16 protein-coding genes are annotated in these 22,934 nt (G+C 64.2%); 12 read left to right on the top strand and 4 right to left on the bottom strand.

The window, feature by feature from the left end; all coding sequences use genetic code 11:
- Positions 1-457: 457 nt before the first annotated feature.
- Positions 458-1,063, bottom strand: coding sequence for a C39 family peptidase (locus B5F33_RS09990; protein ID WP_158095357.1), 606 nt, complete (start codon positions 1,061-1,063; stop codon positions 458-460).
- A 487-nt stretch (positions 1,064-1,550) separates the two neighbouring features.
- Here B5F33_RS09990 and B5F33_RS09985 point away from each other — a divergent pair, with 487 nt between their 5' ends.
- The 9 genes from B5F33_RS09985 (at position 1,551) to B5F33_RS09945 (ending at position 14,159) form a co-directional block, all read left to right on the top strand.
- Positions 1,551-2,270: a response regulator transcription factor gene (locus B5F33_RS09985; protein WP_087411668.1), complete on the top strand. Its 720-nt coding sequence runs from the start codon at positions 1,551-1,553 to the stop codon at positions 2,268-2,270.
- A gap of 305 nt (positions 2,271-2,575) precedes the next feature.
- A complete protein-coding gene (locus tag B5F33_RS09980; protein WP_087411667.1) occupies positions 2,576-3,691 on the top strand; it encodes an ATP-binding cassette domain-containing protein in 1,116 nt (371 codons plus the stop codon).
- 74 nt (positions 3,692-3,765) lie between these two features.
- Positions 3,766-4,656: a hypothetical protein gene (locus B5F33_RS09975; protein WP_087411666.1), complete on the top strand. Its 891-nt coding sequence runs from the start codon at positions 3,766-3,768 to the stop codon at positions 4,654-4,656.
- A 127-nt stretch (positions 4,657-4,783) separates the two neighbouring features.
- Positions 4,784-5,746 carry a HAMP domain-containing sensor histidine kinase gene (locus B5F33_RS09970; protein WP_087411665.1) on the top strand — a complete coding sequence of 321 codons (963 nt, stop codon included), beginning with the start codon at positions 4,784-4,786 and terminating at the stop codon, positions 5,744-5,746.
- A 176-nt stretch (positions 5,747-5,922) separates the two neighbouring features.
- Positions 5,923-6,558 (top strand): flavodoxin family protein, encoded by a 636-nt coding sequence (locus B5F33_RS09965; protein ID WP_087411664.1) that lies wholly within the window; start codon positions 5,923-5,925, stop codon positions 6,556-6,558.
- Between the two features lie 577 nt (positions 6,559-7,135).
- On the top strand, positions 7,136-8,215 hold the full coding sequence (locus tag B5F33_RS09960; protein WP_087411663.1) for an ATP-dependent 6-phosphofructokinase: 1,080 nt from the start codon (positions 7,136-7,138) through the stop codon (positions 8,213-8,215).
- A gap of 204 nt (positions 8,216-8,419) precedes the next feature.
- Positions 8,420-8,797, top strand: coding sequence for a MerR family transcriptional regulator (locus B5F33_RS09955; protein ID WP_087411662.1), 378 nt, complete (start codon positions 8,420-8,422; stop codon positions 8,795-8,797).
- Between the two features lie 159 nt (positions 8,798-8,956).
- Positions 8,957-9,934 carry a MoxR family ATPase gene (locus B5F33_RS09950; RefSeq protein ID WP_087411661.1) on the top strand — a complete coding sequence of 326 codons (978 nt, stop codon included), beginning with the start codon at positions 8,957-8,959 and terminating at the stop codon, positions 9,932-9,934.
- A gap of 115 nt (positions 9,935-10,049) precedes the next feature.
- Positions 10,050-14,159, top strand: a complete 4,110-nt coding sequence (locus B5F33_RS09945) for a transglutaminaseTgpA domain-containing protein (protein ID WP_158095356.1) — start codon at positions 10,050-10,052, stop codon at positions 14,157-14,159.
- A gap of 311 nt (positions 14,160-14,470) precedes the next feature.
- Here B5F33_RS09945 and B5F33_RS09940 read toward each other — a convergent pair whose 3' ends face one another.
- Entirely contained in the window at positions 14,471-15,052 is a 582-nt protein-coding gene (locus tag B5F33_RS09940) for a TetR/AcrR family transcriptional regulator (RefSeq protein WP_087411659.1), read from the bottom strand.
- Positions 15,053-15,351: 299 nt separating this feature from the next.
- Here B5F33_RS09940 and B5F33_RS09935 point away from each other — a divergent pair, with 299 nt between their 5' ends.
- Both B5F33_RS09935 and B5F33_RS09930 read left to right on the top strand, forming a co-directional pair.
- Positions 15,352-16,053: an ABC transporter ATP-binding protein gene (locus tag B5F33_RS09935; RefSeq protein WP_087411658.1), complete on the top strand. Its 702-nt coding sequence runs from the start codon at positions 15,352-15,354 to the stop codon at positions 16,051-16,053.
- A 10-nt stretch (positions 16,054-16,063) separates the two neighbouring features.
- Positions 16,064-19,960, top strand: a complete 3,897-nt coding sequence (locus tag B5F33_RS09930; protein ID WP_087411657.1) for an FtsX-like permease family protein — start codon at positions 16,064-16,066, stop codon at positions 19,958-19,960.
- A gap of 66 nt (positions 19,961-20,026) precedes the next feature.
- Here B5F33_RS09930 and B5F33_RS10980 read toward each other — a convergent pair whose 3' ends face one another.
- Both B5F33_RS10980 and B5F33_RS09920 read right to left on the bottom strand, forming a co-directional pair.
- Positions 20,027-21,043, bottom strand: coding sequence for a lysine exporter LysO family protein (locus B5F33_RS10980; RefSeq protein ID WP_204214508.1), 1,017 nt, complete (start codon positions 21,041-21,043; stop codon positions 20,027-20,029).
- 5 nt (positions 21,044-21,048) lie between these two features.
- Complete coding sequence (locus B5F33_RS09920) at positions 21,049-22,074, bottom strand: aspartate-semialdehyde dehydrogenase (RefSeq protein ID WP_087411656.1); 1,026 nt, start codon at positions 22,072-22,074, stop codon at positions 21,049-21,051.
- Between the two features lie 51 nt (positions 22,075-22,125).
- Between B5F33_RS09920 and B5F33_RS10975 the strand changes: the two genes are divergently transcribed.
- Positions 22,126-22,512 (top strand): hypothetical protein, encoded by a 387-nt coding sequence (locus tag B5F33_RS10975; RefSeq protein WP_204214507.1) that lies wholly within the window; start codon positions 22,126-22,128, stop codon positions 22,510-22,512.
- The last annotated feature ends 422 nt before the right edge of the window (positions 22,513-22,934 follow it).

The following is a 22,934-nucleotide window of genomic DNA, read 5'->3' as shown; positions in this document are numbered from 1 at the left end:
TAGAATCGGCCGCCGGCCGACACCGGAGCGGCTCCGCCCAGCCGAAGGCATCCTTTTGCGGCAACCGATCCCCGCGAGGGGAGGCGACCCGCGGATATGAGACTGTTCAAGTGCTTGACATTGGGAGAACGTCGTCTCGGCGGCGCGGAAGGGGACGGAAGGGCCCGACCCTCCTTTGGCCAGGAGGGCCGGGTCGTTTTTGCCACTTGACAGGGTTATCGGTCATATGAGGGAAACGCTGACTACAGCCTCCGAGCGCCCCCCTCGTGCACGCTCGCTTCGGAAAAGGGCGTCCGAAACGCGATCGGCCGAGTAGACCAGGATACCTGACAAACAAAACCCCTGGTAGATGGCTTAGGGCTTAAGGGCCTACTCGGCGATTCCGGAAAGGGACGCCCTTTTCCGAAGCGAGCGTGCATTGAGGGCCGCCGCGAAGGTTCATATTCAGCGTTTCCCGCTAGCTCACCACGACGGCCATCTGGCCGCAGGCGCGGTAGAGAAACGAGAACCACGAGAGGTCGTGCCGCACGAGGCCAACGAGCGGGTCGCTCACCAACACGTCGTGGTCTTTGATGCCGTACATCACCACGCAATGAAAGTTGCGATACCACGGATACCCCTCGACGCTTGGACGCAGTGCGCTGTACACGGGGGCCTCGGCGTCCACCGTGGACCACACCATCACCGGAAGTCCGCGCTTGACCAGGTCTTTGATGCGACCGAACGGAGACCCCGTAAGATCCTCCGCCGTAAGGCCGGAGCCGCGCTCCTGCAGATATTGCGTCGCCGCCGCGACCACGGCAGGCGGCATCGCGCTCCCTGCGCCCCGGGGGTCGCCCTGGTACCGATCGGCGTGCTCCCAGGTGTCGTCGTAGGTGAAGTACCCCTCCACCAGTTCCGGCAGCGTTGCTGCGAGCCCATGGGCGCGCAGCACGATGGCCAACGACGCCGGCTCGCATCCCGACGGAAACTCCGGCAGCTGAAGAAGCTCCTCGACGCGTGCTGCAGGCGCCAGAGCCCGCGCGCTTGCCATGTGCAGCTGCGCATCGAGCGACGGAGCCATTCCACCGCCTGCCGGCCTCGCAGAGCAAGAGCCGGTCTGGGCACATACGCGCGTGGCTCGCATTGCGGTCAGCGCCGCCAGCGCACAGGTCGCAAGCGCGGCGCGCCGAGATACGACCAGCCCGCCCTCTGTATGTGAACCCATCATCACACCGCCTCACTCCCCAGCGGCAAATAGCCGCAGCTTACGTTTCCGCCATGTGACCAGCGCCGCCGTGGTACCAGCCATTCGCTATCGCTATTTAATTTACGTTACGTTTCTTATTACTACAATAGGATTACAACTTTTTAACTATTCCATCTTTGCATGGGACACCATGCGTTGCAGGCAGCATCGCAGGCTGGAGCAGGCATCTCCTCCGACCGTTCCATCGAAGGCCCGCTGGGACGATACCGCAGGCTGGGGCGAACATCCTGTCGCCTGGGGAAACGGAGCGCAAGGCTATACTGGACCCTGCAGCCAACCTACCGTCGAAAGCCGAGGAGCCATGCCTGCCGCCCGCATACTCGTCGTCGAGGACGACGCAGACATCAACCAAATCGTCGCCACGCGCCTGACCCGCGCTGGCTACACCTGCACGCAGGCGTTTTCGGGCAGCGAGGCAAAACTGTTGCTCGATGCGGGCAACGCTCTGCCCTTCGACCTTGCCATCTGCGACCTCATGCTGCCGGGCCTTCCAGGAGAAGAGCTCGTGCGGCTCATTCGCGCGCGCGACGCGCACCTGCCGGTCATCGTGACCTCGGCCCGCACCGCCACCGCAGACAAGATCGACCTGCTGACCCTGGGCGCAGACGACTATCTAACCAAGCCCTTCGACCTCGACGAACTCGTAGCGCGCGTCGCGGTACAGCTGCGACATGCGGGTCGCGGCGCAACCGCAGCCGCGCAGGACACCAACGCGTCGGATGGCACGCTCCACTTTCGCGCCTGGGCCCTCGACCCCGACGCACGCACCTTTCTGGCAGACGGAAAGCCCGTCTCGCTTACGCGCATCGAGTTCAATATCCTGGAGATCCTCATGCGCCAGCCTCGGCGCGTCTTCAGCAAGCAGGAACTGTTTGAACAGGCGTGGGGCGAGCCCTACGCCGCAGACGACAACACCCTCAACGTCCATGTGTCCAATATTCGGTCGAAGCTGAGGCCCACAGGAACGGACGGCTACATCAAGACCGTATGGGGCATGGGATTCAAGCTCGTCGAGGCGTAGGTCGGGCATACCTGGCTGGTGCTCTATAGAAGACGCCCTCGCCACGCGCAGAGCGGTGCCGCGCCCGCACAGCCCGAAGCACGTCGCGCACGCCGAACATGGGCGTCGCTGCCGCCCAGCCCCTTCGCGAAACCCGGCCCATGGCGCCGAGCAGCCCGCAGCGCCTGCACGGAATACACCCCCTCCTTTAGGCTTTCTTTATCCTTGCTGAAGCAATGCCAAAACTCCGCTCTCCATACTGAAACTCACCAAACGGAACCGGCACCACACGCGGCGCCGCATACGTGGCAGCGAGAGGAGCTTTCGTGAACATCCTGGAAACCAGCGCCCTCACCAAGACATACGGCACCATGCGCGCGGTCGACGGCCTCGACATGCACGTGGCGGAGGGCGACATCTACGGCTTTGTTGGCAAAAACGGAGCCGGCAAGTCCACCACCATGAACATGATCGCCGGGCTGGCGACGCCCACCGCAGGCGAGATCAAACTCTTTGGAACCGTGCACGGGGCAGGAGCGTCGGGGCGCGCTTCGTCCTTCTCGAGCGACCCATCGCGCATCGGTGTGCTCATCGAGGACCCGGGCATCATCCCCAATCTCTCGGCCTACGAGAACCTCATGACCAAGGCCCTGTCGCTCGGCGTCGTGCGCGCCCGCGAACAGTGCCGCGAGCTGCTTGAACTCGTGGGACTCGAGCAGGCGGGCCCGCGCAAGGTCAAGAAGTTCTCCATGGGTATGCGGCAGCGGCTGGGCGTGGCACTTGCCCTGGTTGGGTCCCCCGACCTGCTGCTGCTCGACGAGCCGTTCAACGGCATGGACCCCGAAGCCACCCGAGAGCTACGCGGGGCGCTCGTGCGGCTCAACCAAGAGCGCGGCGTGACCATGATCATCTCGAGCCACGTGCTCGACCAGCTCATGCGGGTCGCCAACCGCTTCGGCGTCATCGCGAAGGGGCGGATGGTCCGCGAGTTCACCGAGGACGAGCTGCATGCCGCCTGCGGCAGCTCCATTCGCGTGCGAACCGCCGACCCGTCGCGCACGCTCGCCATCCTGGAGGAGCGTCTGGCCGGAGCGGACCTGCGTGTCGACCCCGATCGCTCCATCGTGGTCTCCGGCACGGCAACCCGCCAGGCAACTTCGCGCTTCGGCGGCGCCTCTGCCGAGCCGGCAAGCTCTGGCGCGCCGACGGTAGAGCAGGTCTCGCGCATCCTGCACGACACCGACCAGGTCGTCCTGGAGCTCGCCGTCCTCGAGCGTGACGTCGAGGACTATTTTGTGGAGCTCATGGGCGGCACCGATGCGGGCGATGCCAGGCCCTCGTCCGCGGCCGGCACGCCTCGGCCGCCTGCCACGGGTGCTCCCCAGCCACCTGCCACAGGCACGCACCAGCCGCCCACAACATCGGGAGGCCGCCATGAGTGACTTCGTCATCAACGCCGCCGTTATCGGCGCGCTCGCGTATCTCCTCGCCTCTGGAAGAAAGGGAAGGTAGGACCATGCTCAGCCTCCTGGCATCCGATCTGTATCGCATCTCTCGTCCGCGCGGCCTGCGCGGCAGCCTCTGGCAGTATCTGTTGGCCATCACCGCCGTCTACCTGCTGGTCGCATCGCTCTTTGTCTTGCTGAAGTCCCCCGCGTTCTACGACGGGCTCCAGATCGACCCCAGCGCGCTTTCCACCTCGGCGCTCTTCACCTCGCCGACGGGATATCTGGCAAGCATGATGGGCGGCATCGTTCCCCTGTGCGTCGCCTTTATGGTGGTTGAGGCCGCGCTTGCCGACTTCAAACAGGGCTTCGTAAAAACCATTCTCTCGGCGCGAAGCGGGCGGTTGTCGTACTTCGGGGAGAAGATTCTTTTGGGTGGCGTGCTCGCTGGCATCGTCGTCGCCTTTACCGCACTTCTGGTCGCCGTCATCGGCGTCATCCTGGGCTACACCTTTACCAACGCCGAAACCCCGGCAGACATCGCCTTTTGGCTTGTCGGCTTCTGGATCAACATCTGGGCGCTTTCGGTGATTCCGCTCGTGCTTGTCTATGCGACGCGCATCTCTCCGGTGAGCTACATCTTTGCCTTCTGCGTCTGCATGGGCACGTTCTCGCAAACCCTGAACGGCCTGGCCTACAGCTCCGGCGGTCTGTTGCGCTTCCTCGAGCCCATCGCGCCCGTCTTGAAGACCCTGGCCGCCTGGATGCCATCGTCCTCGATCAGCCGCCTGAGCGAAGGCACGACCTCGCTGTTCCTGAGCACCGGAAGCGGCCCCTTCGGCCTTGATGCCAGCGGCGCCTTCATGATTGACCCAACGGCGCAGACCCTTCTTACCGGTATCATATGGATTGTGCTGGCTACAGTGGTGGTTCTCTCCATCGCACGGCACCGCGACATCTAGCCAACAGTGCAACCGTCTGTAGACCGCAATCGCCTGAGAAACGCCAGCTAGTCCGAAGAGCGCCGCTAGTCCGAAGAGCGCCAGCTTGCCCCAAAAGCGCCAGCCAACCAGAAACAGGAGGAACAACATGTTTGGAGACCTGTTGCCCGCGGTCCTGCTGGCGCTGGGTGTGGCGCTGGGGTTCATGCTGGCCGTCGCCCTCTACACCGGAGAGCTCCTTCGCATGGCGCGCCTTCTGCGCAGCCGTGACGCCCGCAGCAACGCCCGCGTCACCACGAGCGGAGCGGCCCCAGGCCTGAGGGAGCTCGCCGGCGCCATCAACGACGAGCTCGACCGTTCGGCACAAAGCCACGTCGACGCCCTGCGCCATCAGCAGGAGTTTCAGCGCGACCTCTCGGCGCTCTCGCACGATATCCGCACGCCGCTCACCGGTGCCAAGGGATACCTGCAGCTTGCCGCAGACGACGCCTCGGATGAAACACTGCGCCACAACCTCTCCGCGGCGGCGTCGCGCATCGACGCCACGACCGAGCTGCTGGACCAGCTCTTTGCCTACACCAAGTCGGCCGACCCCGATCTTGAGCTTGACCGCGAGCCCGTAGCGCTCATGCCACTTGTCGAGAACATCCTCGTGGGCCACTATCCCGACTTCGAGGCACGCGGGTGGGAGCCGTCGCTCGACTTTGTTGACCCCGCGGTATGTGTCGAAGGCGATCGCGAGGCCATCTCGCGCATTGTTGAAAACCTGGTGGTAAACGCCATCCGCCACGGAGCCGGCGCGCCCTCAATTACACAACGGATGGTCGAGGCTTCCCAGGACGCAACCAGCACGGGTGGCGCTCGGGCCGGAGCAAGCGTTGCGCTTCTCATCGCAAACCCCGTGGCGAACCCCGACTCGATTGATGCTGCGCGCCTTTTCGACCGCTTTTACCAGGCCGATACAGCGCGCGGCGCGGGTGGAAGCGGCCTTGGCCTCTCGGTCGCGGCCAACTTGGCACACGCCATGGGCATGACAATCGACGCCCGCATCGAGGGTGCAAACCTTGTCGTGACCCTTACAGCGCGCACCGTGCACGAAGCGCGCGGTTAATCCCCTCCTCGAGGGCTCAAGGCCTAGGAAAGCCGCCGCCCCATTTCGCCCCGTTCCCAAAGCATGCCTCGCCCGCATATAAGTGCGACCGGCTGTAACCATCGCGTCTGGGTACCATGGATACGACCAAAACACCGTGCCCGGCGTTGACCGGGCGCTGTCACAAGGGAGGGTCCATGAAGGTATTGCTCGTCAACGGAAGCCCGCACAAGCAGGGCTGCACAAACCGCGCGTTGGAAGAAGTCGCGCGAACGCTCGAGGACAACGGAGTCGAAACCCAGATCTTCTGGATTGGTGCCAAGCCGGTGGGCAGCTGTGCCGCATGTGGCGGCTGCTCTACGAAGGGCGCTTGCGTCTTCAATGACTGCGTCAACGAATTCCGAGAGCTTGCCGCCGGCGCCGACGGGTTCGTATTTGGAGCGCCTGTCCACTACGCGCACGCCGCGGGATCGCTTCTGGGGTTCATGGACCGGCTCTTCTACTCCAACGGGCGCGCCGGCAAGCCCAACGTCTTTCGCCTGAAGCCCGCGGCTGCCGTCGTGAGCGCGCGCCGTGGCGGCACTACGGCCGCCCTCGACGACATCCAGAAATTCTTTACCATCTCAGAGATGCCCATCGTGGCTTCGCGCTACTGGAACCAGGTACATGGCAACACAGCTGCCGAGGTCGAACAGGACGCAGAGGGCCTGTGGACCATGCGCCAGCTGGGTCGCAACATGGCGTGGATGCTCAAATGCATGGAGGCCGGCCGCGCCGCGGGCATCGAGCCGCCCGCACGCGAGGACGGCACGATGACAAACTTCATCCGCTAGCAGCAGGAGCCCCTTATGCGACCTCATCTTTCAATGCATATTTTTAGGCCCAGGTTGCATAACGTTTTCTATAGTCGCTGGCCGTGACGCGGCTTTTCGCCGAAATCGAACGGGATGGTGGACAAAAAATCGAGATGTCTGTACTTCCGAGAATGCTATTGCCTGTTTCGTGCAAATACCAACCCCCTTTTGAGCCCAAATCAGCCTGATATTTTGATACATCGGTACCTTTTGAGCTGCAGAGGTACAGACTTCTCGCATTTTTGTCCACCACAGGGCCCTCAGCCCATCTCGAGAGCACAGCAGACCTTGAACCGCCGATCCTGGCAATAGCCGTTTGCCACCTGCACGGACGTCCCAGCCCCTGCCCAAGACCAACAGTGAGCGGGCCGCGCGCCCAACGCGCGACCCGCCCCACGCATCCCTTCGACCGCAGCCAGGTTCTCCCGCAGGCGAAACCGCTGCAACAAGGCACAAACGTGCTCGCAGCGCGGGCACCGCAGGTCTACAATAACGTCGTTCGCGATGCACAGCGCACCCGACGACCCCTATCATGCAGTATGAAAAGAGGTACACCATGCCAAGAATCGGTCTGCTCACCAGCGGCGGCGACTGCCAGGCACTCAACGCCACGATGCGCGGCATCGTTAAGACCATCTACAACAGATGCCACGAGCCCGTCGAGTTCTACGGCTTCGAGGACGGCTACCAGGGCCTCATCTACGGCCGCTACCGTCAGATGACCGCCAAGGACTTCAGCGGCATCCTCACGCGCGGCGGCACCATCCTGGGCACAAGCCGCACCCCCTTCAAGTACCTCGACCGACCCGAGGCCGATGGCGTGGAGAAAGTCCCCGCCATGGTCAAAACCTACAAGAAACTCAAGCTGGACTGTCTGTTCGTGCTTGGCGGCAACGGCTCGCTTAAAACCGCCAACCGCCTCTCCGAAGAGGGTCTGCACGTCATCGGCCTGCCCAAGACCATCGATAACGACACCTGGGGCACCGACATGACCTTTGGCTTCTCGAGCGCCGTCGAGGTCGCAACCAAGTGCATCGACGACATCCACACCACCGCGAGCTCGCACGGCCGCGTCTTTGTAATCGAGATCATGGGCCACAAGGTTGGCTGGATTCCGCTGTACGCAGGCGTCGCCGGCGGCGCCGACGTCATTCTCATTCCCGAGATCCCCTACGACATGAAGCACGTCATCAAGACCATCGAGCGCCGCATGGAGACGGGCAGCCGCTTTACCATCCTGGCGGTGGCAGAGGGCGCTATCTCCAAGGAGGACGCGAAGCTCTCCAAGAAGGAGTACAAGAAGAAGGTCGCGGCGCGCACCTCTCCCTCGATCGTGTACGACATCGCCAAGGAAATCGAGGCCAAGACCGGCCGCGAGACGCGCGTCGCCATTCCCGGCCACACGCAGCGCGGCGGCGCGCCGGACGCCCAGGACCGCATCTTTGCTACACAGTGCGGCGTCGAGGCGGCGCTTGGATGCCTGAAGGGCGAGTATGGCTATATGATCGCCCAGGTTGATGACAAGATGACGCGTGTTCCGCTTGCCGATATCGCAGGCAAGCTGAAGTACGTCGACCCCAAGTGCGACCTGGTACGCGAGGCCCGCGCACTGGGCATCTCCTTCGGCGACGAGTAGGACCAGACGCCTGTAACCCGGCGGGCGACACGTCGAAGGCCGGCGCCGGCCAACGCTCGCGGAAGCTCGCAACAGCGGGCGGCTTGAAGCGGCACAAGACGTATCAAGCTGCGACGCTAGGGTATAACGCATTCAACAACAGCAGATAGCCACAAACCGTCGGGCGCTCCAGGGCGCCCGACGTGCATCTAGGAGGGGGCACGCATGCGCATTGCAGAAGTGGTCGAACGGTATGGCATCAGTGCTGATACGCTGCGGTATTACGAGCGCATCGGTCTCCTGCCCCATGTGGCACGCACCGCAAGCGGCATCCGCGACTACAGCGAGGCCGACTGCTCGCGCATTTCGTTCATCAAGTGCATGCGCCAGGCCAACGTCCCCATCGAGGCGCTGACCACCTACATGCGGCTGCTTGACCAGGGTGACGACACCTTAGCAGAGCGCAAGGCCCTGCTCGAAGAGCAGCGCGACCTCATTCAGCAGCGCATCGATGAGATGCAGGCGGGCCTGGAACGCCTGACGTTCAAGATCGACCACTACGACGACCTCATGGTCCAGGCCGAGCAAACGATTCAAGGGTAGAAGCGCGACCAAGTTCCCAGCCAAATCCCCAGGCGTTGCGTTGGTTTCTTAAAAAAGAGCGGCGCGTCTCTCGAAGACGCTTTAGTTCGCTAGAGTAGATGTGGCGCCCAAAGCCTACAGCGGCGGCGCCGTTGCGCACCCCTGTCGAAAGGGACCACGATGCCCGATTCACCCTACCTCTCGGATCGCTATCGCGCCACATCGCGCAAAACGCTTGCGGCCATTGCGACGAATCTGTCCGGCGTCCTTGCCACCAGCCGCTCGGTCATCGACCTTGCCGTCATGACGCTCGCGGCAGGCGGCCACTTGCTGCTGGAAGATGTCCCCGGCACGGGCAAAACCACGCTTGCCCGCGCGCTTGCCCGCTCCCTCTCGGCCCAGGTGAGCCGCATCCAGTTCACCTCGGACATGCTGCCCTCAGACATCACCGGCGTCACGGTATTCGACCAGAGCGCCCACGAGTTCACGTTCTTCCGCGGCCCCGTCTTTGCCGAGATCGTCCTGGCCGACGAGATCAACCGCGCCAACCCCAAGGCCCAGGCGGCCCTCCTTGAAGCCATGGACGAGCGGCGCGTCACCGTGGACGGAACCACCTACGAACTACCTCGGCCGTTCATCGTCATCGCCACGCAGAATCCCGTTGAGCTGGAGGGCACCTATCCGCTGCCCGAGGCACAGCTTGACCGCTTCATGACGCGCACAAGCCTAGGCTATCCCTCTCCGCAGGCAGAGGCACGCATGCTGGTGAGCCCCAGCGGCCGCGACCCGCTGGCGAACCTCAAGCCTGTGTGCACCGCAGGTGACATGCGGGCGATCATCCAAACAGCCGCACACATACATGTGAGCCAGGCGGTCGCCGCCTACGCCGTGCAGCTCCTTACCGCTACCCGCCAAAGTCCGCAGATCCGCCTGGGCGCGTCACCGCGCGCCGGACTGGCGCTTCTAGCCATGAGCCGCGTCCGCGCGCTCATGAAGGGGCAGGATGCCGTCTTTCCGGGAGATGTGCGGGCCATGGCGGTGCCGGTGTTGTCGCATCGACTCGTACTTGCAGACGGCGACATGGGCGTGTCGGCCGAGGACCGCGCCCGCCTGCTGGAATCCCTGCTGAACACCGTTCCCGCCCCTCGCGGCGCATGACGGCGCCATGCCTCGGGGTTCCCGACATAGCAGGTCGTGCAACAAGACGCGGAAGGCGAGCCTTCCCCGCCCCACCGTGCGCGGCGTCGCAACGGTCCTGTTGGGCGCAGCGCTCATGCTCGCTGGCGGAGAGCTCGCCTCGACCGTCCTCGTTGCCTGGGGCGTAGCCCTGTGGGTAGCCGTGCTCGCGGGACTTGTCGATGTGCTGCTGCCGCTGAGCATCCCCGGACGCGCAGGGCAGCTGCTCTCGCTCGTGGCACCGCACCTCTACGTGCTCGACACCTGCTGGGAGCAGCTCGACCAGCATGGGCGCGTGGTCAGTGTGCTGCCTGCGCGCGAGACGCCGCGCACCCGCGGATGGTATCGCATCCCGGCAGCGACCGTGCGCCTGCGCGACGTCTTGGGCATGTGGCGACGAGATCGCCGTCTCGAGCACGGCGCCGAGGCTGTGATCGCTCCAAAGGGCACGGGCCGCAGCACGCTGGCATCGCTTCTGCGCCGCACGGGTCCCACCGCACGCGACGCCCAGCACATGCTTGATTCGTCGCAGGTACGCCCCTACGAAAAGGGCGACCCCATGCGCGCGATCTCATGGCGCCAAACGGCCCACCATGGCACGCTCATGTCCTTCGAGCCCGTCCACGACGAACCCCCGTCCCCTCTCGTGGTGGTCGACACGCTGACGTGCGACGAAGCTGACAGCCTGGCGATTACGGCGATGCGCACATATGCTGAGCTCTCCAGGCGTGCCGGCGCAGACGGGCCGATTCTTTCGGACGGTGAGCGCATCTACACCTCTCCCGACGACGTTACGCGCCTGACGGCATCGCTGCAGCCCGATGCCCCTAAAGATGAGGCGTCACGTCTCAAGGCAGCCAAAGACAGGGCGCACCGGGTGGCGCGCCTCACAAAACGCCGCGGCGGCCGAGCCGCCATCGTCTTGGTGACCCGACAGGCCGGCGGCGTCCTGGAACACGAGCTTCGAGCCGCACTGCCGGCGGCGAGCATCATACGCGTCAACGCGCGCACAGGCGCAGCCGACCTTGTGCGGCGCACCGTGCCCAACGATACCGCGCAGCCCGAGCCGCTCTCTCAAGATGCACCCGCGCCCGACTGGATCGACCGCGCCGCAGCGCGAAAGGACTCAGGCGTGCCGCTTGCCCTGGACCTCGTGTGCGCCGTACTCTGCGTTGCGGGGCTGCTGCTGGGCCTCCACCTCGCGCAGGCGCTCGCCGAGCCAAAGACCTGGTATAGCGTCTCGTGCGCCACCTTTGCCCTCGTCGCCCTTGAAGGCGCGCTCGGCAGGCATCTGCCATACGGACATCGCTTCGCGGTGCGAGCCTTCCTCAAGCTGGCCTGCGCTGCTGCCGTCGTTGCGATCTCCGCCGTATGCGCACACCACATCATCCAGTCGCAGATGGGCCTGAACCTCACAGGCGACCCCTCTGCCTACTTGGGGCTGGGATCGTGGGCCCGCGAGACCTCCGAGCCGCTGGGAGCCGTCGTGCTCCAGGGCATGAGCGACCTCTATTTTGGTCAGTGGGTACCGCTTCAGGTGAGCCCCGTTGCCGACGCGGCCCTCACGCTTCTTGTGGCGGGCGCGGGCGCCCTGGTATGGATGTTCGTGGTCTCCTGCGGGGTGCTGCGACCCCTGTGCGGAGCATTTCCCCTCGTTATCCTGGCGACATGTCAGCTGCTCATGGGCACGTCACCCCAAGCTTGGACCTTGTTCGCGTCGCTTGCGGTTTTCTTGGCATTGGGCGCCTGTGACGCTTGGCTGTACGACGGCGAGCCTCCCGCCACGCCGACCGTGCGCAAAGCGCTGCTGGGCACAGGTGACCTCGCTGCCGCGCTAGAAGCGGACGAGGACGCGCGTAGCAAGCGCCACGAGGCCGCGGCACACCCTTATGTCAATCAGCCCGGAAGCAGCGATGGCGGCGCTAGAGGTCGCGCCGCCGACGGCAAGCATCCTCTCACCAGCGCCGCCGCGCCGCATCACGCACGCCGTGGAACTGCAGCGCGCCTGCGTTCCGCAAGCGTGCGCATCGCCGCGCCCATAGCATCCATAGCGCTTGCCGCCTGCCTTGCGGCAGGCATGGGCTGCGCCTTCGAACAACAGGCCCTTGCTCTGGTCCAGCGGCTCCCCATCGTGTCGACCATGAGCACCACCATGTTTGCCAGCAACGCGGTGAGCCCCGTCGTCGACCTGCGCCGCGAGTTAATCCGTGGCGAGGAGACGCAGGCCCTCAGCTATACGACCGATGCCGGCCATCCCCTGTATCTGCGTCTGAGCACGCTCGACGACTTCAACGGCGACACCTGGCTGCTCGACTCCTCACTTCCGGGGCAGAATCGGACGGGCATCCCACTTCTTGACAGCATTCTCTACGCCGACGCCGCCGGAAGCGGCGGCTCCGCGCTTCCCGGGAGTTTCAACGACGGTTCGCCCTTGCTTAACGCGATCGTCGCCACAGGCACGAACGCGGGACCTGTCGAGGCCGTCGAGACCCAGGTGACGATTGATGCGCTCGCAACCCGATTTGCGCCCCTGCCGCCGGGCGCCTATCAAACGGCGACCGAGGCGGGAGGCTCGCAGGGCGACTGGGCGTGGAGCGGAGACGGCACGGTCTACGGGACAAACTCGTCCACACATACCGGGCAGTCCTATCGTGTCGAAAGCGCCTACCTGGCGCCAGTCACGACCTCGGACGACCTCGCGGCCCTCGAGCGCCTGCCCCAGCAGCTTGCCGAAGCAGCGGTGAGCGCCGGGGCGGGAACCGCGATGGCCACCTCAGACGGCGCAAACTCGATCAACGCGCGCTACCTGAATGTGCCCGGAGAACTTCCCCAGGCCATGACAGACGTCCTGAGCAACGCAGCCGCCCAAGGCGTTCCGTCCTCGCCGACCACCGCCGCCCAAGAGCTCGAGATCATGGAATACCTGGTCGACTTTTTCACCCAGGGTGGCTTCACCTACTCAACGGACGCCCCCGACGGCGATGGCCACGACACCCTCTCCGTTATGGGCGACTTCCTGGAGCGCCGCGAGGGATACTGCATCCACTACGCCTCGACGCTCGCCCTGCTGGCGCGCGCCATGGGCGTACCGTCGCGCCTGGCCGTCGGCTATGCGCCAAACGCCAGCCGAGACGGAAACGGCGCCTACATTGCCACCAACCATGACCTGCATGCCTGGACCGAGGTCTACCTGTATGGCGCCGGGTGGATTCCCATCGACGTCACGCCTGCAGCGGACGACACCACCGACACACCTGCCGCCGAGACGCCCGACACTAACCAGGACAACGCCCAGCCCGACTCCACGACCCCGACGTCGCCGGAGTCGCCTGCCTCGCCCGAAACACCTGATGACCCGGGACAGGACAGCGATACGACATCCCCTAACGATGAGCCCGATGCCAGCCCATTCGCCGAAGCCACAGCGAGCTTCTTTGCCGTCTGTCGTCAGGTGGTCGATGCGCTAGCACACGCCTTACCCGGCATCGTCGTCCTGCTTCTTGTAACGGCGATACTCGTCACGCCTTCGGCCGTCCGTCGCGCCCGCCGCACCCGAAGGCTGCATGCCCTGGGCCTTTCGATGCCTGGCTCTGGGCGCAAACACGCAGGTAGCGCCACGCACGATGCCGCCCCCGCGAAGACGCCCGCCGCCGTGAAGTCGCCATCGGACGGGCACCACTCCCCAGGTGCCCAAGCGGCCTCCTTCGAGGAGGGCGCGACACGTGCTGCCGCCCTCGCGGCATGGGACGAGCTCGTCGACCTTGCCTGTGACCAGGGCGTGGCGATCTCCCCCACCGCGACCGAGGAGGACCAGGTGCGGCAGATTGGCGCCGCGCTGACGGCTTTGGCAGAGGCGGCAGAGTCGCTCGCCGCAGCGGAGCGGAACGCCAACGCCGGCGCTACGGGCTCGGCGACCTCGATGCGCGGCGACGCCACCGGTAAGGCGCAAGATGCGCTCGACCTTGTCATGCGCGCCGCCTGCACCGCGCGCTACGGCACATCCGCCAGCCCGATGCCCAGCATCGATGCGCTCCGAAGCGCTTTCTTGAGCGCTGATGAGGCCCTTGATGCTGCCGGGCGCCACGCCCCGGCCTCACGCAGACTCAAACGTCTGAGTCACCGGGCGCTTCGGCTGGTCCGGCGCATCTTCCCGCCGTCGTTGCGCTTTCGGCCGCCGCGCGTCGTGGCGTCGCTTGGGAAACGCTGAATATGAGCCTTCGCGGCGGCCCTCAAAGCACGCTCGCTTCGGAAAAGGGCGTCCCTATCCGGAATCGCCGAGTAGGCACTGAAGACCCGCGCCATCTACCAGGGGCTTTGTCCGTCGGGTATCCTGGTCTACCCGGCCGATCGCGTTTCGGACGCCCTTTTCCGAATCGAATGCGCACGAGGGGGCGCAAGGAGGCGGTAATCAGTGTTTTCCTTGCCCGGTTGGCCTCAAGACGCCTACGTCGCTAGGCACCGCGGACACGATGGCGTCACATGGCGCCACGCCCCACAAGACACCATCGACCCCGGTGCTCAACCCTGACGCCGCGATGCGTCCGCACCGGAGCGCCCGATAAGCGCCGTGCGCACAACAAGCTCGATAAGGCGCTCGATCGGTATACGGTCGGGCTCGGTGATCCATGTATTGATGGCCCCCAGAATGCCCGAAAGGTAGAACTCGCGCAAAATGGTCTGCTCGCGCGGGTCCGACACGTCGTCCGGCAGGATAAAGCGGTCAAGCAGGGGCGCGATGATGGCCTTCATGCGGTCGCTGAACGTGGGATCGCCCGACATGAGACGCGGCATAAAACCATCGAAGCGCTGCGCGAGCCCCACCACGAGCCCCATATGCTCGGAGAAGTCCAGCATTTCGTCGCGCAGCAGACGGTCCTGCACCAGCCTGCGAACCTGTGTCAAAATCTCCTCTTCGAGCTGGTCGAAGAGGTCGTAGACGTCGCGATAGTACAGGTAGAAGGTTGCACGGTTGTAGCCCGCGCGGTCGGTAATCTCGCGCACAGTGATCTTCTCGATGGGCTTATCCTCGTAAAGGCTCCAGAAGGCGCTTGTGAGATTCGCCTTGGTCTGCTCGGTCACCTGCGGTTGCTTTCGCGCCATGCTCCCTCACCCTTCTGTGTCGCTCCAGAACAATCGCGAGCCACGAGACACGGGCTCGCGACGTGCGGCTCCTTGGGCCCACCGTCGTGCGCGCTCGAGCACGGCGTCACGCGCAAACCCGACCGCATCGCGCACGCCATCCTACACGCCACATGCGCCACTGCTCGACCGAGCGGCCGCGTCCAGGCATGCCCTATTGCTCGACAATCGGGCGCGCGGTGTCGAGTCGCCCTCGAATCGCCGGGACAGCCTTACTATACTTCAAATAGACAACACGCTGTCGAGTGATCGGAACAACGATGGCCTACATAGAATTCAACAACGTCATCAAGGCCTATGGCTCGGGCGATACGCTCATCCATGCCCTCGATGGGGCATCCTTCCAAGTCGAACGCGGCGAGCTGGCGGTCATTCTGGGCGCTTCGGGCGCCGGCAAGACCACCGCGCTCAACATCCTGGGCGGCATGGATACCGCGACTTCGGGTCAGGTCATGGTCGACGGGCACGACATCACCCATGCAACCGAGTCCGACCTGGTGGAATACCGCCGCACCGACGTCGGCTTCGTCTTTCAGTTCTACAACCTCGTCCCCAACCTCACCGCCCTTGAAAACGTCGAGCTGGCTGCACAGGTGTGCCCCGACGCACTCGACGCCGCCGAATCGCTCTCCAAAGTGGGCCTCGCCAACCGCATGGGCAACTTCCCCGCCCAGCTTTCCGGCGGCGAGCAGCAGCGCGTGAGCATCGCCCGCGCCGTGGCGAAGAACCCCAAACTGCTTCTGTGCGACGAGCCGACTGGCGCGCTCGACTATCAGACAGGCAAACAGATTCTGCAGCTGCTGCAGGACACGTGCCGCCACGACGGCATCACGGTGATCATCATCACCCACAACTCGGCGCTTGCCCCCATGGCCGATCGCCTCATTCGCTTTAAGAGCGGCAAGGTGACCGATATGGAGCTCAATCCGTCGCCCACCCCTATCTCCGACATCGAGTGGTAGCGAGGCGACGATGACGGCGTTCACCAAAGACATTGTGCGCACCGTTGGGCACAGCAAGAAGCGCTTTGTGTCCATCGCCGTCATCTGCGCGCTGGGCGTGACCATGCTCACCGGCTTGGTGGTGGCCTGCATGGACCTGCGCGCCAGCGCCGACGAGCTGTTTGACACACAAAAGCTGTTCGACGTGAGCGTGCAGTCGACGCTTGGCCTCACGCAGGAAGATGTCGACGAGCTCGCTCGCGTCGATGGCGTCGCCGAAATCGAGGGCACCTGGCAGGAGAGCGCCTACACCCGCATCGATGGCAAGCGCGCCAGCGTGGACGTGAAGGCGCTCACCGCGTCGGGCATGAACGAACCCTATGTGCTCGAGGGCAACCTTCCACAGGCAGCCAACGAGGTCGCCGTGACCGCCCAATACCTGAAGGACTCCGGCAAATCGATCGGCGACACCCTCACCTTCGAAGGCGCCGAGGATGACGAGGCCTCAGAGGCGCAGGACGGCGCCGCACCCACCGATGCTGAAGCCGAGGACAATGTGGGCGGCGACGCAACCGACAGGACGACCGACGACGCGGGCGACGACGCGGGCGACAGGACGACCGACGACGCAAACACGACCGAGGTCTTCAACCGCCGCACCTACACCATCACGGCATCCGTTATCGATCCCACTAACATCACCGCGCCCGACGGCCCCGTCGCCTTCCGCGCCGCGACCTCGGCCGACTACAGCTTCTACGTGACGCCGGACGCCGTGGAGGACCCAGACGTCTTTACCACAATCTACCTCATGGTCGACGGCACGAGCGAGCTCTCCTCCTATTCCGACGACTACACCCAGGCGGTCGATGCCGTCATCGACCGCATCGACGAGCTGACGCCCCAGCGCGAGCGGGCGCGCGCCGAGCAGGTACGCGAAGACGCCCTGGCGACGATCGCCCGCGAAGAGGCCGATGCCTTGGCCGAGCTCGACGACGCCCAGGCCGAGCTCGATGACGCGCAGGCAACGCTCGACAAGAGCCTGGCCGAGGCACTCGACGGACAGCGCCAACTCGACGAAGCGCGCGCGACCTTGCACGCGAGCCTGGCCGATGCCCTAGCCGGGCAGCGCCAGCTCGACAGCGAGCGGGCAAGCGCGTTGGCTCAGCTTGCCGACGCGCAGACGACCATCGATGCGAACCGTGCACAGATTCCCGACCTGTCGGTGCTCGAGGGGGCGATCGCAAACGTCGACACCCAGGCGGCTGTGATCAACGATCAGCTGGGCAGCGATGCGGTAACCGCAGCCTGGAGCGCCCTGGGTTCCGCCGCAGACGATGCGTCCTCCGCAGCCGCGCAGACGACCTACCTCGAGGCTGCTCGGGAAGCCGTGGCGGCGCTCACCAGCCAGATCGATGCCGGCATCGCCCAGATCGACGCCGCCGTGCCGGAGCTCGACGATACGCTGGCAAGCCTAAAGGACGCCGTCGACGCGCTGACCGAGCAGGTCTCGCAGGTAAACGCGGGCATTGATGAGCTTACCAAGCAGATCGACCCCCTTGCGGTCCAGCTGACACAGGCCCAGGACCAGGCGCAGGAGTTGCAGGCGTCCATCGATGCCCTCGACCCCGCAGACGACGGATACGCCGATACACTCGCCCAGCTTGAGGCCCAACTTGCCGACACCCAGGCCAAGGCAACCGAGCTTGAACAGACTCTGGAGCCCCTGCAGGCGCAGCGCGACGAGCTCACGCGCCAGAACCAGGCCATCGCCGCACAGCTCACCCCGCTGCAAGAGCAGCAAACCCAGCTCCAAGCGCTGAAGGATCAGCGTGACCAGCTGGTTCAGCAGCGCGCGCAGCTTGCCTCCCTTGTGGACGGCAGCGAGAGCCCCGCGGCGCAGCTTGCCGCCGGCAAGGGGCAGGCGACCGTTGGCCTTGCACAGGCGCGCTCCGCCCTTGCCCTGCTCAACCAGGCCCAGACGGATCTCGACGCGCAGCGTGCCGCGGCGCTCGCCCAGCTGGACGCTGCGCAGCAGCAGCTCGATGACGGCATGGCCCAGATCTCTTCGGGTCAACGGGAGCTCGATGCCAACCAGGCAACGATCGATGCCGGCCTCGCCGAGATCGCCGACGGCCAGGCGGAGCTCGACGAAGGCCGCGCGACCTTCGAGGAGGAGCGTGCCGATGCCCTGCAGCAGATCGACGATGCACGCGCGGAGGTCGACGACATCGGGCCTGCCACCTGGTATGTGCAAGATCGTTCCAACCTTGGCGGATTCTCCAGCATCGACGCTGACACCTCGTCCATCGAGGGCATTGCACGCGTGATTCCCGTTATCTTTTTCGTGGTCGCCGTGCTGGTGAGCCTCACCACCGCGACCCGCATGGTCGAAGAGGAGCGCACGCTCATCGGCCTGTATAAGGCGCTCGGCTACTCCCGTGGCCGCATCCTTGGGAAGTATGTCGCCTATACGCTTTCGGCCGCCCTCATCGGCGGCATCGTGGGCGACGTGCTGGGCTTTGTCGCCTTGCCGCTCTTCCTGTTCAGCATCTTCAACGTCATGTACCAGCTGCCCATCCTGTCGCTCCACTTCGATGCGTTCTACGCGATCGGGGCCATCGCCCTGTTCGTTGCAGGCATCGTCGGCGCCACCTTCATCACCTGTCGCGCCGACCTCAAAGAGACGCCCGCCACGCTCATGCGCCCGCGGTCGCCGCGCGCCGGCTCCCGCATCTTCCTCGAATACATCGGCCCCGTGTGGCGGCGCCTCGGCTTCCTGAATAAGGTGACCGCGCGCAACATCTTCCGCTACAAGAAGCGCTTCTTCATGACGGTCTTTGGCATTATGGGCTGCACTGCGCTGCTGGTATGCGGGTTTGCGGTCAAAGATACCGTGGCCGCACTGTCGTGGCGGCAGTATGGCTCGACCGGGGTGAGCGCCAGCAACGGGGAAGGCATATATGAGTACGACCTCATGGCCGTGACCTCGGCTGACGACTTTGACGCTGCGCAGCAGACCCTGGCATCTGAGCCCTTGGTAGAAGACGTGATTCCGCTCCTCATCGACAACGTGACGGTCGAGTACGACGGAGCGAAGGAGAGCATGCAACTCTATGTGGTGCCCCGCGGCGTCTCCCTCGACGGGTACCTGCGCCTTGTCGATAATCGCGATGGGTCGCCGGTCGACCTGCCTCAAGACGGCATCCTTATCACCAACAACGCCGCAACCGTGCTGGGCTTCGACGCCGGGGCCACCGTGAGCCTCAAGGACTCGGCGCTCAACCAGGCGGACGCCGAGGTCGCCGGCGTGGTGACCAACTACCTGGGCAACGCGGTCTACCTGTCGCAAGACGCCTACGAGAGCATCTTTGGTGACTTCGAGGCCAACGGCTTTCTCGCCCACCTCTCAGGCTCACCCGACGAGCAGATTGCCCTGTCCGACGACCTCGCCGCAAACGACCTCTTCCTCTCAGTGAGCGGTACCGAGCAGCTTGCCCTCGACTTCTCCGAGAGCTTCTCGCTTATCAACTCGGTTGTCTACGTGGTCATTCTGCTTGCCGCCGGCCTTGCCTTCACGGTGCTCTTTACCCTGTCCACGGTGAACATCGCCGAACGCGAGCGCGAAATCGCCACCATCAAGGTGCTTGGATTCCGTCCGCCCGAGGTGCGTCGGTACATCAACAAAGAGACGCTGGTGCTTACCGCAATGGGCATTGTGCTGGGACTTCCCGCCGGCTGGGCGCTGGGCATGAGCTTTGCTTTCGTGCTGAAGATGCCGGACATCAACTTCGCAGTCACGATCGAACCTGTGAGCTATGTGATCTCGGCGGCGCTCACCGTGGTGTTCGCGCTGGTGGTAAACGCCATCACGAACCGGATGCTCGACCGCATCATCATGGTGGAAGCGCTGAAGAGTCCAGAGTAACCGGGGAACTGGAGGCTCATGCGGAGGCGTTTTGTTCCGCGCTTGGACACCGTCGTGCCGACGCCCCTACGCCAAGAAAAGCGACACGAGCACCGGCACACACGCCGAGCAGATAATACCGTTTACCAGCGAGAACACTACGGTACGCTCGTCGGTGTACTTGATCATCATGGGCAGCGTCGTGTCCTCGCTCGTGGCCGCGGCGGCCGCGATGCACGAGTAGTAGTTAAGCCTGCGCGCGATGACCGGAATGCTGAAGAACGAGAAGAGTTCGCGCATGAGGTTCGCCAAGAACGCGATGGCACCCAGCTGGGCCCCGGCGAGCCCCTCGATGGTGACGCCAACCAGGCTGTACCAGCCAAGGCCGCTTGCCACGGCCATGCCCTCGCGCGGCAGATAGCCCAAAAGCAGCGCTGCGACCAGGCCGCCTGCTACCGAGCCGACCACCACGCCCAGCGGAATCACGAGCGTCTTGATGTGATGCTCGCGAATGCTTTTCACAAGCCCTCGATGCATGCCGACGCTCATTCCAACCAGCAGCATAAGCACGTCAAGGATGAGGTCGCTTGCATCGACAAAGGATGCGAGCAGCGCGTTCTCCCCTGCCACGACGCCCGCGCCGATACCCAAAAGCAGCGCCGCAAACGCCAACACGACCATCGACTCGTCCTTGAGAAACGCGACGATGCGCGCGCCAAGCGACAGGCGGTGCGTCTCGCCGCCGCCCACAACGCGCGAGGTTTCCTCCGAGGTGTCAGGGGCGATGCCCGATGAGGCGCCCTCGGAACCGGTCGCCGCGCTTCGAGCGTCCCGCGCGCGGCCATCGCCCATGAGCCACGACGTGAGGGCATAGACCACGGCCACCGAGAACACCATGGGAATGAGACAGAACACCAGGCTCTGCACGCCCCAAGCGCCCAACTGGCGAAAGAAATCATCGTTGCAGCCAAGGGACACGCCCATGGTGAAGATCAGGAGGCAGGTACAAACCACCTGCAACGTCTCGATCGGGCGCTTAAGCGCAGCGGGGACAACAAGCCGCCCCGCCGCAGCCCCGACGAGCATCACGATGAGGATGTCCACTGTTCCTACTTCACCAGCAGCTTTGCAATCTGTACAGCGTTCGTCGCAGCACCCTTGCGAATCTGGTCGCCGCAGCACCAGAAGGTGATGCCGCGCGCAGCATTGGGGTTGGAGATGTCGCGACGCAGGCGACCTACCCAAATGAGGTCCTGGTCGGAGGTGTCGATGGGCATGGGGAAGCGGTCGTGCGCGCTCTCGGCAGAGCGATCGTCCACAAGCTTCACGCCCGGCGCCGTTGCCAGCGCCTCACGCGCTTCGTCGAGCGTGATGTCGCGCTCGAATTCAAGCGTGATGCTCTCAGAATGCGAGCGCAGCACGGGCACGCGCACGCAGGTGCAGCATACGGCAAGCTCAGGCAGATGCATAATCTTGCGGCCTTCGTTTTGCAGCTTCATCTCTTCAGAGGTATAGCCCTCGTCATCGAAGCCGCCGATCTGCGGGATGAGGTTGCTTACAAGCTGGGCAGCGAACGCCTTCGGCTCGGGGATGGCCTCGCCGCTGCCCATGGCTTTAATCTGGGCCTCGAGCTCGGCCATGCCGGGTGCGCCTGCGCCGCTCGCGGCCTGATAGGTGGAAACGATCATGCGCTTCACACCGGCAAGCTGGTGCAGCGGCCAGGTGGGCACAAGCGCGATGATGGTGGCACAGTTGGGGTTCGCGATGATGCCTTTGTGCCAGGCAACGTCATCGGCGTTGATCTCGGGAATGACAAGCGGGACATCCGGGTCCATGCGGAAGGCGTGGCTGTTGTCGACAACCGTTGCCCCCGCCTCGACGGCCGCGGGAAGCAGCTGCTTGGCCACGGCGTCATCGGCTGCACCGAGCACGATGTCGCAGCCCTCGAACGCCGCGGGCGTGGCCTCCTCGATCACTACGTCCTCGCCGCGGAATTTCAGCGTCTTGCCAGCACTCCGCGCGCTGGCAAGCAGCTTGATCGTGCCTACCGGGAACTCCTGCTCCTCCAAGCAGGTGAGCATCTGCGTGCCCACTGCACCCGTAGCGCCCAAGATGGCAACCGTGTAGTCCTTCATGGTGTTCGACCCCCGTTTCCCGGCACTGGCATAAGTTGGTAGAGTGTACCGTTGCAGTATTTCCGTTGTGTGAATGCGCTGGTGGAATACGTAAATCTCACGAGAACGAGACGGCAACTGCCGCTGCCGCTGCCGCTGCCGCTGCCGCTGCCGCTGCCGCTGCCGCTGCCGCTGCCGCTGCCGCTGCCGCTGCCGCTGCCGCTGCCGCTGCCGCTGCCGCTGCCGCTGCCGCTGCCGCGAAGCGATGCTAGCATCCAACACATGCATAAAATTACAGCTTGTATGAATAGAAAATCAGCACATTGCGCCGATTCGTCGTTTTGGGGCTTGCGCGGCACGCTAATTCTTATCGCACTGGTCAATTTGGTACGTGAGGTAGTTTTTTCGTTCAACCATGACCGCCGACAGAAAAGCGTCAGCGCTCCAAAACCTGTATAAACACTGTTTCTGAGCCCCTCCAGCACCCCATAAAACGTCGCGAGCCACTATACATGCCGATTTTGTGCCTCGCACATGGCGTAAAAAACTACCTCAAGCACTAAATTGACCATCGCGTTGATTTTTAGCCTCATCGGCGGGGTGCGGACACAAACATTTGGGGTATGCGGACATAGCTTGGACACCCCAGCGCCCAAATCGGAGGTCCACAAATATGTCCACATGTACAACGGGAAGGACAGGGGCTCGCGCTGCCCGCCGTCGAGGAGGGCATGGCCCACGCCGAGGCCACAAGCGGTCCTTAATCAGAACCACCCGCACAGCGGGTGGTTTGCTCTTAGGGTATAACCCTATGGCCCCAGGCCAGGGACTCAAGTCCCTGGCCTGAACTGGCGTTCAGGCCCGATGGCCCCTTGACTCGT

Source organism: Collinsella sp. An2, from assembly GCF_002160065.1.
GTDB lineage: Bacteria > Actinomycetota > Coriobacteriia > Coriobacteriales > Coriobacteriaceae > Limicola.
This window is presented reverse-complemented; position numbering and strand designations above follow the sequence as displayed.